This window comes from Aeromonas sp. ANP5 (assembly GCF_963870295.1).
GTDB classification, from domain to species: domain Bacteria; phylum Pseudomonadota; class Gammaproteobacteria; order Enterobacterales; family Aeromonadaceae; genus Aeromonas; species Aeromonas veronii.
The window spans coordinates 106,781-121,584 of sequence record NZ_CAWMRY010000003.1 but is presented as its reverse complement, the minus strand read 5'-3'; the positions used below and the strand labels follow the sequence as shown (position 1 = coordinate 121,584).

Sequence of the window (14,804 nt, the reverse complement as noted above, 5' to 3'; positions counted from 1 at the left end):
CCTGATGGCCGCCTCGTCTGTTTCTACCCTGGTGTTTGTTCGCTGCGCCTAGCTCGCCTGCTCCAGCCTGCTGTCGCCGCTGATAGCGTGACCACCGACGGCGAGCGGGGTGTGGCAGGCCACCTGATGATGGGCCTCATCACACGCCTCAAGCTTGGGCGCCTTGCTTTTGCACAGTTCGGTCGCATGTGGACAGCGCTGGTGGAAGTGGCAGCCGCTTGGCGGCGAGATGGGGGAGGGCACATCGCCGGTCAGCAGAATGCGCTGGCTGCGCCTGCGCGGGTCCGGTACCGGAATGGCGGAGATCAACGCCTGGGTGTAAGGGTGGCGCGGCGCCAGATAAAGCGACTGGGCATCCCCCAGCTCGACGATCCGTCCCAGATACATCACCGCGATCCGATCCGAGATGTGTTTAACCACCGACAGATCGTGGGCGATGAAGATGATGGAGAGGTTCATCTCCCGCTGCAGGCTGAGCAGCAGGTTGACAATCTGCGACTGCACCGAGACATCGAGGGCCGAGACTGCCTCGTCGCACACCAGCAGCTTGGGCTTGAGGGCGATGGCGCGGGCGATGCCGATCCGCTGGCGCTGACCGCCGGAAAACTCGTGGGGGTAGCGATCCACCGCACTGCCCGGCAGGCCCACTTTCGCCAGCAACTCCTGCACCCAGGCGCGGCGCTGCTCAGTGTTGCCTTTACCGTGGATGATAAAGGGCTCCTCCAAAATTTGGCCCACGGTGTGGCGGCTGTTGAGAGATTCTGCAGGGTCCTGAAACACCATCTGCATCTCCTGACGCAGGGAGCGCATCTCCTTCGGGCTGAGGGCGGTGATATCGCGCCCCTCGAAGGTGATGGTGCCCGCGGTCGGCTCGAACAGCTTGAGCAGGCTGCGCCCGAGGGTGGACTTGCCGCAGCCCGACTCACCCACCAGCCCCAGCGTCTCCCCCTGTTTCAGGTCGAAGCTGATGCCATCCACCGCGTGAACCGTATATTGCTTGCGCAGGAACCCGCCTCCCAGCCGGAAGTGCTGTTTCAGATCCCTGACCGATAACAGAGTGCTCATACGGTCAACTCCTTCCAGTAGTGACAGGCGACATGGTGGTGCAGATTTAACTGCTCCACCGCCGGAATGGCGCTGATGCAGAGATCGGTCGCGTGGGGGCAGCGGTTGGAGAAGCGGCAGCCAGCGGGCATCTCGTGCAGGGCCGGTACCTGTCCCTTGATGGTCTTGAGCAGGCTCTTGGGCTCATCCTCCAGGCGCGGGATTGAGCTCATCAAACCGTGGGTATAGGGGTGACGGGGATGGTCAAACAGTTCGAACACATCGGCCTGCTCTACCGCGCGGCCGGCGTACATCACCACCACTTCGTCACACAGCTCTGCAACCACCCCCAGATCGTGGGTGATAAAGATGATGGCCATCCCGGTCTGGGCCTGCAGCTCTTTCATCAGTTCGAGGATCTGGGCCTGAATGGTGACATCCAGCGCCGTGGTCGGCTCGTCGCAGATAAGCAGGTCCGGCTCGCAGGAGAGCGCCATGGCGATCATCACCCGCTGGCGCATACCGCCGGAGAGGTTGTGGGGATAGACCGCAAAGCGCTGGGCCGGTTCCGGGATCCCCACCTTCTGCAGCATGGCGATGGCCGCGGCTTTGCGTTGGGCCTTGTCATACTCCGGGCGGTGGAGGCGAAACACCTCCATCAGCTGCTCCCCCACTGTCTGCACCGGGTTGAGGGCCGTCATCGGCTCCTGAAAGATCATCGAGATGCGGTTGCCGCGCACCTTGTACATCTGATCCGGCGCAAGCGACAGCAGCTCCTCCCCCTGAAAGCGGATGGAACCGGCGACTACCTGACCGTGGGGCTTGGGCAGCAGCCCCATGATGGCGAGTGAAGTGACACTCTTGCCACAGCCGGACTCGCCGACGATCCCCAGCGTTTGACCTGGAGCCACCTTGAAGCTGACCCCGTCGAGCACCTTGATCTTGCCGTCATCGACGGCGAACTCCACCTCGAGATCGCGTACTTCGAGGATTGGGGCTGGGTGCTGGCCGCTATCAGCGGCGAACTCCCCCCCGTTATCCGGTACGTCAAGAATGGGGGCCTGAGTGTTGGGCATAACGGCTGCTCCCTTCGCAATGGCCTGAATATCAATGACGTGCATAGGTCTTGTCGAGCAGGTTGATGGGCGCCAGCGCTTCCCCTGCCTCCTTGGCGTTGCGGGTCTCTTCCTTCACCTTGGGATCGAGCCAGAGCAGACCGCCACTACTGTGAGGATAACCGTCCATCGGCCAGTAGAGCAGATCCGGCGTGTTCTTGGTGGCAGGCACTTCCGGCAGCATCACATAACGCCAGCTGCTGGCGCGCACATAGTTGAGCTGCACCCCGGGCACGAAGATGGCGAGATCATAGATGCGCTGCTGGATCTGCTGGGAGAGCTTGGCCCGTTTGGCCATGTCGAATTCGACGTTGTAGGCATCGATCAGCGCGTCGAGCTCCTTGTCCGCTACGTTGAACAGGTTGTTGGTCTGCGGTTTGTTGGCGTTGGCGGAGTGGAAAAATTCCCAATATTGCGGATAGAGACCGCCGCCGCCCCAACCGAGCCAGGCCGCCTCGTGTTTCTTCTCCAGCATCACCTTGAAGCCGGTGGCGCCATCCACTAGGTTAAGCTCCAGATCGAGACCCGCTTTCTTGGCCTCCTCTTTCAGCACGGTCAGTCGCTTGGAGTGCTCCTGACTGGTGTAGGTGAGCGCCAGTGTCAGCCGCTCACCCTTCTCATTTTGCAGGATGCCGTCCGGCCCCGGCTTGTTGTAGCCGCCCTTGGCAAAGTACTCCCGCGCCTTGCCGATGTCATAAGCCCGCTCCGGCAGCGTGATGTCAGTGAACTCGCCAAAGCCCGAGTCAAAGGTGGTGGCTCTGTCATAGTCGCCGCGCAGCACGGTCTCGATCATCTTGTCGATGTTGAAGGCGTGCTGGATGCCGAGGCGCACGTTCACATCCGCCAGCTTGGGGTTGGCCACATTGAGGTGCACACCCTGACCGCCCTGTTTGGTATCGGTCATGGCCATTACCTTTTGCACGTAGCCTTTTTTGTACTCCGGGGTGACCGCTTTTTCATGCCACCAGTTGGGCAGGATCATCTCGAAGGTATCGATCTCCCCTTTCAGGAAGTGGCGGAAGGCGATGTTGTGGTCGCGGATCACCTGCACCTTGATGGTGTCGATGTTGAATCTGTGCTGGTTGTAGCGATCGTCTTTTGCCCACCAATCCTTCTGCTTGCTGAAGGTGACCGACTTGCCCTTCTTGACGTCGCTGATCACGTAGGGGCCTGTGGTGGGCACCACGGCCCAGTTGTACTGCTTCACCCAGTTGGGGGTCAGCTTGTAGTAGTGCTTGGGCTGGGGCCACAGCTCGGTGGTGTTGAGCAGGTCCATCTTGGCCTTGCGGTTGCCCGCTTTGACCAGGATGGTGTGATCATCGATCTTCTCTACCGCTACCACTTCAGTGGTGTAGTAGTTGTTGAACCAGGGCCCCTTGATGTGTTTGGAGCGCATCATCTCGTAGCCGAAGGTGTAGTCATCGGCATTGACCGGCTTGCCATCCGACCATTTGGCGCGGGGATCCAGCTTGAAGTAGACGGTCTGGCTGTCTGGCGCTATGGCCCAGTGGGTCGCGAGCGAGGGGATGGGGTTGCCGGTATTGGGGTGAAAGCTGATGAGTCGCAACTGGTTATCGAGAATAAAGGAACGGAACGATCCGTTGGAGTCAGGCCCCACAGTGCGGAACGTCAGCGGAAAGCTCTCCACAAACATATTGAGACTGCCGCCCGGCAGTGCCTTGGGGGAGGCGAACACAGGATCCGTCTCATTGGTCTCCCATTTGAGATCCGCGGGCAGGCTGGCCGCCCAGACCCAGGATCCGTTTACCAGCACAAAGAGAGCACCTATCCATTTGATTTTATTTTTCATGTTTGACTTCCAGGTCTGGCCCCTGCACTGGGGGTCTTGATTGATAACGGGATTATCCCTTGCTCCCGGGACCGCCGATGGCGGCGGCCCGTCCTTCATTAATCACTGTTCGTTACCCGACGCCTGCCGATGCGCGCTGGTACCGTCTGGCTTATTGGTAACGGGTAAATTTGCGCGGATCGAACGCCTCGCGGATCGCCTCGCCGATAAAGGAGACCATGATCAGCACCAGACTCACCGCGGCCACCACCGAGCTGACGATCCAGATGGCATCCAGATTGTTGATGCCCTGGGAGAGCAGCTCTCCCCAGCTCGGGGTCGGCGGTGCCAGCCCGAAGCCCAGATAGTCGAGTGCTGTCAGGGTGGAGATATTGCCCACCACGGCGAACGGCGCCAGGGTGACGATCATCATCAGGGTGTTGGGCAGGATGTGGTTGAAGATGATCCGCCCGGTGGTCGCCCCTTGTGCCCGCGCCGCCATCACATAGTCCCGCGCCCGCTCCTTGTAGGTGAGGGTGCGCATATACCAGGTGATCCCCATCCAGCCGAACAGCACGTTGATGGCGACAAACAGGCCGAAGTTGGGCTTGGCCAGCGACACCAGGATCATGATGACGTAGAGAAACGGCACCTGGGACCAGATCTCGATAAAGCGTTGCAGAATGAGGTCAAAGCGGCCGCCGAGAAAGCCCATCAGACAGCCGATGGTGACTCCGATGGCGTAACTGGCCGCCAGCGCGATAAAGGCAAAGCCGATGGCGATGCGAAAGCCGTAAACCAGCCGCGCCAGCACGTCGCGGCCGCTGGTGTCGGTGCCGAGGAAGTGGCGCTCGGCCACGCTGGGGGCGTAAGGCGGGTAGGCATCCTCCTTGAAATCCTGCTCGTAGGGGTTCCAGGGTACCGGCGGCAGCAGCACCCAGTCGCCCTGGCCCTCTGCGGCAAACTTGGCCTTGAGCTGGCGGTAGTTGGTTTCGTACTCGTAATCGAGCCCGAACTGCTGACCGGGGATCACATCGCCATAGGTGGGGAAGTGCAGCTGGCCCTGATAGCTCACCATCAGTGCCCGGCTGTTGACCAGCAGCTCCGCCAGCAGGGAGAGCAGCACCAGGGTGGTGAAGATGATGAAGGAGTAGTAACCGCGCTTGATCGACTTGAAGCGCTTGAGTTTTTTCAAGGTAACCGGATTGAGCTTCATGGTCAGTCTCCAAACCGCACGCGGGGATCAACAAGGGCAACGCAGATATCGGAGACGATATTGCCAATCAGCATCAGCATGGAGGTGATGGCCAGAATGCCCATGACGGTGGGGTAATCCCGCTCGACGATCGCCTCGTAACCGAGCAGGCCGATGCCGTCGATGTTGAAGATGGTCTCGATGAGGAAGGAGCCGCCAAAGAAAACGGTGAGCACAGACCCCAGGTGACTGGCGATGGGGATCAGGCTGTTGCGCATGGCGTGGTCGGTGACCGCCTTGCGAAACGGCAACCCCTTGGCCACGGCGGTACGCACATAATCGGCCGACAGGTTCTCCATCAGGCTGTTTTTCATGGTCATGGTGAGGATGGCGAAATCGCCGATGGCGTAGGCGATAAGCGGCAGTAGGGCGTGGGCAAAGACAGTGCGGATCTGATCCCAGCTGCTCTCCATGTATTCGAAGTCATCCCCCGGAAAACCGCCCATTGGCAGCCACTCCAGATGGAAGGCGAAGACGGTGATGAGGAAGATCCCCACCACGTAGGCGGGCAGGGCATAGGCCATGTAGATAAGCATGGAGCTTAACGAGTCGAAGCGGCTGTTGTGCCTGAGCGCCTTCGCCACCCCGAGCGGAATGGAGACCGCATAGCTCAGCAGAAAGGTTGCCAGCCCGAAGAAGGCGGTAACGGGGAGCCGCTCCTTGATGAGATCCCACACCGGTTCGTAGTAGCGGGTCGATTCGCCCAGATCCAGCACCGCCAGCTTCTGCAGCCACTCCCAGTAGGCGATCAGCATCGGCTTGTCGAGCCCATAGAAGGCCTTGAGCTCCTCGATCTGTTCATCGGAGAGGGCCTGTGCCCCCTTGCTGCCACTGGAGCGGCCAGATTCATTCTGGGAAACCTGGGCTTGCAGCAGCATGCGCTCGACCGGTCCGCCCGGCACGAAACGGGTGATGGTGAAGACGAGCAGGGTGATACCGAGAAACGTCGGAATGATCAAAAGCATCCGGCGTAGGAAATACGACAGCATGGTGGAACCTCGTCCTTGTTGTTCTTTTTTGCGGCCAGTCAAATCCGGTGACGGGCCTGTCCTTCCTGGCATTACGCGCTGGATTGGTTGCCAAACAGCAGACAATCCGCTTGGCCACTGTAAAAGCTCTGCAACAAAAATCAAGTACAAGGAAATGGAAAACTGGGACAAATGACCCGCTGAGACCAAAAGCACCGAAAAATGACGTTTTTTATCTGAAAAGTGAAAATCAAAACAAAACGCTACTGCTCAACATTATTTTAAAAAATATAAACAGCTGTTTGCTTGAGCTTTAAATGTTTTTAACTTGTTGATTGGTAATGCTTTTGTTTTGGTGGTGAAATTGAAGGAAAACGATATCATCTCGACGACTTTAACTGTTATCCCCATGGGAGCGGTCAGGTTCAACCCTCATGAAGTTAGTGTTTTATTCTTATTAAGGCCGATAAATCAAAATAAGATATAAACGGACAGCACGTTAACTAATAAGTTCATCAATTTTTAATTCAGCGCCATTTACGCCATTTAACAATGTTTTTACATTGCATGAATTGTTTTTGGCAGAATTATTCACTAATTATCCCGGTCAAAATTAATACACTCCGCTTATTCTACGCCTGGCCTCGCCATACCCCTGCTCCATTGACGTCGCTAGTCAAAGATTGATAAGCCTTACACATCGCTCCAAAGAGGGCGGTATCAGGAAGCAAACAATAAACAACCAGGAAGGATATAAGCGATGCTTAGGAAGAGCAGAATCTCTGCTGCGATTGCGTTCGCCTTGGCGAGCCTTGCGGCGGCCCCATCCGTATCTGCCGAAGAAGGGCAGAACGTCGAAAAACTGCAGAAAATCAAAGTCACTGGCTCCCGTATCTCCCGTGTTGATGTTGAGGGGGCGACTCCGGTTGTCTCTGTCAGCAAGGCTCAAATTGAACAGTCTGGTCAGCAGACTGTGGCCGATTATCTGAAACAGGCCTCCTATAACTCCTTTGGTGGTTTCTCCCCATCCTCCGGTAGTTCCGCCCAATCACAAGCCACAGTAGGGCTGCGTGGTCTTGGTGAAGATCGCACGCTGGTGCTGCTTAATGGCAAGCGTATCGCCGGTTCTCCCTCCATGGGCGGCACTGCCATCAACCTCAACACCATCCCCATGGCGGCGGTTGAGCGGGTGGAAGTGAACCTGGATGGTGGCTCCGCCCTGTATGGCTCTGATGCCATCGGCGGCGTTATCAACGTGATCCTCAAAGAGGGTTTCGAAGGGCTGACTTTCCAGGGACGTATTGGTTCACCGACCGAAGAGGGTGGTGACGAGCAGAGTGGCTCCATCGTTAGCGGCATCTCGGGTGAGAAAGGCTCCCTGATGATGGTCTACGAGCACGATGTGAAAGACGAGATCTATTACAAGGATCGCGACTATCTGGCGAAAGAGGGGGCAACTGCTCCGAGTCTCTATGGCCGCAATATCAAGGGAGTGGATGCCACTACCGGCAAGACGGTTACCCGTACCCTGAAGGGAGTTGACTGTGAAGGTACCGGCACCGGTTTCGTCACCAAGGGCACGGCTTGCCGCTTCGACTTTGCCCAGGTCGCTGCCAAGACTGCCTCTCGTACCCGCGATACCGTCTATCTCAACGGGCGCTACCATATCAACGACAATGTGGATTTCGTGCCACAGATGATTGGTTCCCGCGTCACCAGTTTTGGCCGCTTCGCGCCAGCTGCCGGTGCCTTTACCGTGGATGGTTCCACCCCTGAAAGCGCAGCAGTGCTGTCTGCCAACAACTTTAGCACCGCCAAGGCTGCGACCGTTTACTACCGTTTTAACAACGTCGGTCCCCGTGACAACGATGTGACTGACTTGACCGGTACCCTGAACCTGGGTTTTGAAGGGGTGGTGCCGACCGAGGCTGTAGGCGACCTGGAATGGAATGCCGGTTACATGTATTCCAAAACAGATAACCAGAGCACCGGCAATGGTTATGTCTTGGCACCCGCTGTGGAAACTCAGGTCAATACCGGCAAGTTTGTTAATGGCAGCTTCTCTGATGCGGCGACCAAGGATCTCTCCTATACCACCAGCCGCAACTCCAAGATGGACTTCTTCCAGTGGTACGGTGGCGTGGGTTGGGAGATGGGCGAACTGCCCGCTGGCCCGGTCAGCTGGTATCTTGGGGCCGAGTATAACGATTGGGTTTACTCCGATACCTATGACAGCCAGTCCGAAGCGGGTAACGTACTGGGTTCATCCGGTAACTCCGGTGGTGGTGTGCGCGATGTGTTTGCCACCTATATCGAGAGTCTGATCCCTATCACCGAGCAGATCGAGCTGAACCTGGCGGGTCGTTATGACAAGTACAGCGATTTTGGCAGCGCCTTCTCGCCCAAAGCGAGTCTGCGTTATCAACCGCTCGACCAGCTGATGTTCCGTACCTCCTGGTCCCAGTCTTTCCGCGCGCCGGGTCTGAACGATCTCTATGCGGCGGATGCCCAGTCAGCGGACTTTGCCAAGGACTATGTCTACTGCCAGGCCAATGGCATTGCCAACTGTTCCGAAGCGCAGTACGAGACAACACGTCAATCCAACAAGAACCTGAAGGAAGAGACGGCTGACACCTTTACCATCGGTGCTGCTTACAACCCGCTGGACAACCTGAACCTGTCGCTCGATTACTACTACATCAAGATTGATGACGTGATCCAGCTGGCTACCACCCAGACCCAGTTCTATCAGGAGCTCAATACCGGCAGCAACCCGAACGTCATCCGTGATGCCAACGGCGATGTAGAGAAGGTCTATGCCGGCATGGTCAACCTGGGGCAGCTCAAGACCAGTGGTATCGACTTCAAGGCGGATTACAAGTACGACTTCAACTCCTTCACCCTGCGTTACGACTTTGGCAGCAGCTACATCCTGAAATATGAGGAAGGTCTGTTTGCTGGTGGCCCAATGGTCGACAAGAAGGGCTGGAATGGCAAACCCGACTTCCGCTTCAACTCCGGGATCGGTGCCAACTTCCCGCAGCTGTGGAATCTGGATACCTACCTGAGCACCAACTATATCGACTCCCAGAGCCAGGACTATGTGGATGACAAGGAAGAGGGCCATATTGCTTCCAACACCATCTGGAACCTGAACGTCGCGGTCGATACCAGCTGGAATGCCAAGATCCAGACCGGCGTGAAGAACATGTTCAACCGCGGGCCTTCCCTGTCCAACGATGGTTTCACTTACGATGAATACCTCTACGGCATCGACGGTCGCGTCTACTACATCGACTACACCCAGAAGTTCTAATCAACCCCGTTGATATACAACCTCAGCCGGCCCGGTCGGGCCGGCTGTGCCCAACGTCCAAGGAAGTTACGGAGATAGGGTAATCCTATGAAGACAAGGACCATTACAATGAAGAAAGCGCTCCTTGGCAGCCTGGTTTCGGCCGCCTTGTTGACCAGCTTCAATCTGAGTGCCGCCACTGCCGGTCAGGCCGTGGACGCTCAAGCCGCCACCGACAACGCATCCAAAGTTTCCCAGCAGAAGATCGACAGCTATGCCGAATCTGCCGAATCCGCATTGGCCCAGTACAAGGCCGCCCTGCGTCAGGTCGACAGTCTGCGCACCTACAACGAGCAGGTGAGCAAGATGGTCGAGTCCCAGAGTGCCGAGCTGGCGTCGATGCAAAAGCAGATCGCCCAGATTGATCAGACCAGCACCGAAGTGGTGCCCCTGATGCTCAAGATGATCGACTCCCTCGAGCAGTTTGTGGCGCTGGATCTGCCGTTCCAGAAGGTCGAGCGGGAGGACCGCGTGGCGGCCCTGACCGACCTGATGAACCGGGCCGATGTCACCATCTCCGAGAAGTACCGCAAGATCCTGGAGGCATACCAGATCGAGGAGGGCTTCAGCCGCACCATCGAGGCCTACAAGGCGAGCCTGGACAAGGATGGCAGCGAGAAGACTTACGAATTCCTGCGGGTTGGCCGCATTGCGCTGCTTTATCAATCCCCGGATGGCAATGAGACCGGGATGTGGAACAAGAAGACTCGCCAGTGGGAAGAGTTGCCCCAGGAGTATCGCAGTGCGGTTGAACAGGGCCTTCGCATCGCCAAGAAGCAGGCGCCTCCCGCGCTGATCAAGCTGCCGGTTCAAACTGCGGAGAAAGCATCATGAAAGGAATCAAACTTGCGATTGCCTCCCTGATTGCGGGAGCAACCCTGGTCACCCTGCCGGTGACCGCCGCCGAAAAACCGGTGGATCTCAATGCGCTGCTGAACCAGGTCAAGGCCTCCAGCCTGAGCGAATCCCAACTCAACAAGGAGCGGGAAGCCCGCTTCCTGGCTGACAAGAACGAGCAGGGGGCGCTGCTGGCCAAGGCCAAGGCCGAGCTGGCAGCCGAAACCGCCAAGGGCGAGCAGCTCAAGGCGACCTTCGATGCCAACGACAAGCAGCTGACCGAGCTGACCGAAACCCTGCGCCAGCGTTCCGGCAACATGGGCGAGATGTTTGGTGTACTGCGTCAGTTCGCCGGTGAGTTCAAGGGGATCTTCAACGCCTCCGCTCGTCGGGTCGAGCATCCGGAGCAATCCGCCCTGTTGACCCGTCTGGCCGAGAGTAAAGAGCTCCCCTCCAGCGACGACCTGGAAGCGTTCTGGACCACCACCCTCAGCCGCATGGTGGATGGTGGCAAGGTGAGCCAGATCCCGGCGACCGTGGTCTACGGCGAAGGCAACCAGGCCGAGAAGACCGTCACCCAGATCGGCGAGTTCAACACTGTCTCCGAAGGCAAGTATCTCACCTTCGTGCCGGAGACCGGCAAGTTCGAGCAGCTCTCCCGTCAACCGGAGAAGAGCGTGCTGGCTCCCATCGCCGAGTTTGAACAGGGTGGTGACGGGGTCAAACCCATCTTCATCGACCCGTCTCGCGGCGTGATCCTCTCCCTGTTGGTGCAGTCACCGACCCTCAAGGAGCGTATCGATCAGGGTGGTTCCGTGGGTTATGTGATCCTGGCATTGGGGGTCATCGGTACCCTGTTGGCCATCTTCTGCGGTATTCGCCTGTCGCTGATCGGCTCGTCCATGCGCAAGCAGCTGAAATCCGATCAGATCATCAAGGGCAACCCCATTGGTGACATGCTGGGGGCCTACCAGAACCATCGCGGTGACAACATCGAGGATCTGGAGTCCAAGCTCGACGAGATCATCCTGCGCAACGTGCCCAAGTTCGAGAAGGGCATCAGCCTCATCAAGCTGATCGCCTCCGTCGCGCCGCTGCTGGGCCTGCTCGGCACCGTAGTGGGGATGATTGCCACCTTCCAGGCCATCACATTGTTCGGTACCGGCGATCCCAAGCTGATGGCGGGCGGTATCTCCGAGGCGCTGGTGACCACCATGCAGGGTCTGGTCGTCGCGGTGCCCATGCTGTTCCTCTACACCATTGTGCAGACCCAGAGCCGTCGTCTGATCCAGGTGCTGGAAGAGCAGAGCGCCGGTTTCGTTGCCCGTTATCAGGAACGTCTGCACGCCTCCAAAGCCGCAGCGTAAGGAGTCACCCATGTGGTTCTGGTTGATTGAAGAAGTCGAGTCGGTCCGCCGGTTTTTGGGATTGGGGGGCGATGTACTGGTCGCCCTGTTCTTCCTGACCCTGATGATGTGGGCCCTGTTGCTGGAGCGCTGGTTCTACTTCATGGCGGTTTACCCCAAGCAGGTGAAGCAGACCAAGGCCACCTGGCTGGCTCGCACCGATCATCTCTCCTGGTCTGCCAAGCAGATCCGGCGCGAGCTGGTCTCACGGGTCGCCATGGCGGTGGACAAGGGGATGCCGGTCATCAAGGTGTTGATCGCTCTCTGCCCGTTGATGGGGTTGCTCGGCACCGTGGTGGGGATGGTGCAGGTGTTTGACACCCTGGCCATCACCGGCACCGGTTCGCCGCGGGCGATGGCATCGGGGATCTCCAAGGCAACGGTACCGACCATGGCGGGCATGATTGCCGCCCTTTCCGGCCTGTTTTTTGTCAACCAGCTCGATCACAAGGCCAAACTGGCGGTGCAAAAGCTGGAAGACAACCTGAAACACGGTTGATGCAGGATGCATACCCCCGGCGAGGCATGGCCTGCCGGGGGCACAGAACAAGCAAGGAGTTTCTGCTATGAGAAAACGTTACAGCGACAGCGGTGCTGACGAGGCGGCTATCGATTTGACCCCCATGCTGGACATAGTGTTCATCATGCTGATCTTCTTCATCGTCACCACCTCCTTCGTCAAGGAGTCCGGTGTCGAGATCAACCGTCCCAGTGCCAGCACGGCCGAGACGGTGAAGAAGGGCAATATCATGGTCGCGGTGCGCGAAAACGGTCAGGTCTGGGTCGACAAGCGGGTGGTCGAGGTGGGGGCGGTACGCGCCAACATCGAGCGGCTGCGGGCCGAAAACCCGGAGAGCGCCGTGGTGATCCAGGCCGATAACGAATCCCGTTCCGGTCTGGTGGTGCAGGTCATGGATCAGATCCGCATGGCCGGTGTCCAGAACATCTCCATCGCGGCAGACAAGAGCAGCTGATGCCGGAGAGAGACCTATGAGATACCTGATATCGTTGGCGGTCTCCTGTGTGGTGGTGTTCTTTCTGTTTCTGGGAATGAACAAGCTGATCACACCGGATCACCGGGAGCTGGTGGAGAAGGATGACGTCACCATGACCGATTTCATCCGCCTCAAGCCCCAGGAGACCCTGCAAGAGAAACAGCGGGAGCTGCCCAAACCGCCGCCGCCCAAGCGTCCGCCACCGCCTCCCGAGATGGAGGTGGCCAGCACGGATCGGCCGAAGATGGAGAGCGCGCCGATGGACATGCCCAAGCTCGACATCCCGGTCAACATCGGTGGTGGCAACGCGCTGGGTGCTTACAGCACCGGCGGCGGTGGTGGCGGAGTCGGTGGCAACAATGGTGCCATTCCGCTGGCAACCTTCGAGCCCATGATGCCCCGCAAGGCGGCACTGGCGGGGCTGGCCTCCGGCAAGGTGCTGGTGGAGTTCACCGTCACCGAGCGCGGCACCGTCAGCAACGTGCGGATCGTCAAGGAAGAGCCGCGCAGCTATGACCTCGGTAAAGAGGCGCGCAAAACCATCGCCAAGTGGACGTTCAAACCGGCCATGGTGGATGGCAAGCCGCAGGCGAGCCGTATGCAGCAAGAGATCGAGTTTGCGGTCAACTAAGGAAGGTGGCGATGAACAAGTTACACAAGATGATCCTCGCCCCGGTCGCCATGGCGGTGCTGCTCAGCACCGCCAGTTGGGCCGCCGAGCAGCCGGCCCTGTCGGATCGGGCCTATCGGGCGGTCAACAAGGCGCAGGAGCTGATCACCGAGAAGAAATACGGCGAGGCCAATGCCAAGTTGCAAGATGCCCTCTCCGGTGCAGGCGAGCGGGTCTACGACAAGGGGGTCATATTGCAGACTCTCGGTTTCGTAGCTGCTCAGCAGGAGAAATACGGTCAGGCAACGAAGTACTTTGCCGATGCCATCGCGACAGGCGGCCTGCCGCCACCGGTGGCCCAGCAGGTGCGCTACAACCTGGCCCAGCTCTATATGGCGGAGGGTAATTATCAGGGGTCGATCAAGACCATGAAGGAGTGGTTTGCCAACCAGGGCAAGGATGACAAGCCCAACTCCCATGCCTATATCACGCTGGCCAACGCCCACGTGCAGCTCAAGCAGTACCGTGACGCGATCCCGGCGGTGGATCAGGCGATCAAGCTGTCGGCAGGTAAAGCGCCGGAGTCCTGGTATCTGCTGAAGATGGGGGCTCATTACGAGCTGAAACAGTACAAACCGGCGACCGAGGTGCTGACCTCTCTGGTCAACATGTTCCCGGAGAAGAAGAAGTACTGGACCCAGCTGTCGGCCATGCATATGCAGGCAGGCAACGATGCCAAGGCGCTGGCTGCGCTGGAGTCGGCTTACAACCTCGGCATGCTGACCGAGGCAGCTGAGCTGCAGCGCCTCGCCAACTACCTCGCCTTCACCGGCATTCCCCATCGCGCCGCACGTGTGATGGAGAAGGGGATGAAGGATGGGGTGATTGAGCAGAGCGCCAGCAACTACAAGACTCTGGCCAACTACTGGCATCAGGCCAAGGAGCTGGATCCGGCCATCGACACCCTGGCCAAATCCTACCAGCTGGCCCCGAGTGCCGATCTGCAGCTGAAGATGGCGCGCATGATGATCCAGAGCAAACGCTATCAGGATCTGGTGGCGCTGGCCGCCAAACCGGCAGCCAATGCCAATGGTGAACAGCGTGCGGATCTCAAGTTCCTGACCGGTGTCGCCTATTTTGAGCAACAAAAGCCGAAGGAGGCCCTCAACGCCTTCACCCAGGCGGCTCAGAATGGCAACGTCAGCGGTCGGGCATCTCCGTGGATCAGCTTCCTCAAAGAGCAGAATGGCACCGGAGAGGCAGCCGTCCAGTAATTCCAATGACAACTACCTGTAGTCCCTTTTATGGTTGCCTGGTGGCTCCATTAACCGCTCTTCGGAGCGGTTTTTTTATGGTGGCTGCCAGCACCGGCGGGTGGCCGACGCACGGTTTTATCCCTCTTCATCCCAATAAAGAGCCTCCGTCGACAT

12 protein-coding genes are annotated in these 14,804 nt (G+C 58.4%); 7 read left to right on the top strand and 5 right to left on the bottom strand.

Translation table 11 applies throughout. From position 1 onward, the window contains the following. Nucleotides 1–48: 48 nt before the first annotated feature. The 5 genes from AACT07_RS02985 to AACT07_RS02965 all read right to left on the bottom strand — a co-directional run bounded on the left by AACT07_RS02985 (nt 49) and on the right by AACT07_RS02965 (nt 6,192). Nucleotides 49–1,065, bottom strand: coding sequence for an ABC transporter ATP-binding protein (locus AACT07_RS02985; protein ID WP_069526543.1), 1,017 nt, complete (start codon nt 1,063–1,065; stop codon nt 49–51). Further along, nucleotides 1,062–2,120: an ABC transporter ATP-binding protein gene (locus AACT07_RS02980; protein ID WP_069526542.1), complete on the bottom strand. Its 1,059-nt coding sequence runs from the start codon at nt 2,118–2,120 to the stop codon at nt 1,062–1,064. The genes AACT07_RS02985 and AACT07_RS02980 overlap by 4 nt, the downstream gene beginning before the upstream one ends. Before the next feature lie 31 nt (nt 2,121–2,151). Continuing rightward, nucleotides 2,152–3,969 carry an extracellular solute-binding protein gene (locus AACT07_RS02975; RefSeq protein WP_069526541.1) on the bottom strand — a complete coding sequence of 606 codons (1,818 nt, stop codon included), beginning with the start codon at nt 3,967–3,969 and terminating at the stop codon, nt 2,152–2,154. A gap of 151 nt (nt 3,970–4,120) precedes the next feature. Further along, the gene (locus tag AACT07_RS02970; RefSeq protein ID WP_021230406.1) at nt 4,121–5,164 is read right to left on the bottom strand and encodes an ABC transporter permease; all 1,044 of its coding nucleotides are present in this window, start codon (nt 5,162–5,164) and stop codon (nt 4,121–4,123) included. A 2-nt stretch (nt 5,165–5,166) separates the two neighbouring features. Then, complete coding sequence (locus AACT07_RS02965; protein WP_069526540.1) at nt 5,167–6,192, bottom strand: ABC transporter permease subunit; 1,026 nt, start codon at nt 6,190–6,192, stop codon at nt 5,167–5,169. A 739-nt stretch (nt 6,193–6,931) separates the two neighbouring features. Between AACT07_RS02965 and AACT07_RS02960 the strand changes: the two genes are divergently transcribed. The 7 genes from AACT07_RS02960 (at nt 6,932) to AACT07_RS02930 (ending at nt 14,648) form a co-directional block, all read left to right on the top strand. After that, entirely contained in the window at nt 6,932–9,487 is a 2,556-nt protein-coding gene (locus tag AACT07_RS02960; RefSeq protein ID WP_069526539.1) for a TonB-dependent receptor, read from the top strand. Between the two features lie 108 nt (nt 9,488–9,595). Continuing rightward, the gene (locus AACT07_RS02955) at nt 9,596–10,360 is read left to right on the top strand and encodes a DUF3450 domain-containing protein (RefSeq protein ID WP_069526538.1); all 765 of its coding nucleotides are present in this window, start codon (nt 9,596–9,598) and stop codon (nt 10,358–10,360) included. Continuing rightward, nucleotides 10,357–11,730: a MotA/TolQ/ExbB proton channel family protein gene (locus AACT07_RS02950; RefSeq protein ID WP_005338937.1), complete on the top strand. Its 1,374-nt coding sequence runs from the start codon at nt 10,357–10,359 to the stop codon at nt 11,728–11,730. The genes AACT07_RS02955 and AACT07_RS02950 overlap by 4 nt, the downstream gene beginning before the upstream one ends. A 10-nt stretch (nt 11,731–11,740) precedes the next feature. Beyond that, the gene (locus AACT07_RS02945; protein ID WP_005338936.1) at nt 11,741–12,268 is read left to right on the top strand and encodes a MotA/TolQ/ExbB proton channel family protein; all 528 of its coding nucleotides are present in this window, start codon (nt 11,741–11,743) and stop codon (nt 12,266–12,268) included. A gap of 67 nt (nt 12,269–12,335) precedes the next feature. Further along, nucleotides 12,336–12,743, top strand: a complete 408-nt coding sequence (locus tag AACT07_RS02940; RefSeq protein WP_005338933.1) for an ExbD/TolR family protein — start codon at nt 12,336–12,338, stop codon at nt 12,741–12,743. Nucleotides 12,744–12,759: 16 nt separating this feature from the next. Further along, complete coding sequence (locus AACT07_RS02935; protein WP_005343441.1) at nt 12,760–13,395, top strand: energy transducer TonB; 636 nt, start codon at nt 12,760–12,762, stop codon at nt 13,393–13,395. Between the two features lie 11 nt (nt 13,396–13,406). After that, the gene (locus tag AACT07_RS02930; RefSeq protein WP_069526537.1) at nt 13,407–14,648 is read left to right on the top strand and encodes a tetratricopeptide repeat protein; all 1,242 of its coding nucleotides are present in this window, start codon (nt 13,407–13,409) and stop codon (nt 14,646–14,648) included. The last annotated feature ends 156 nt before the right edge of the window (nt 14,649–14,804 follow it).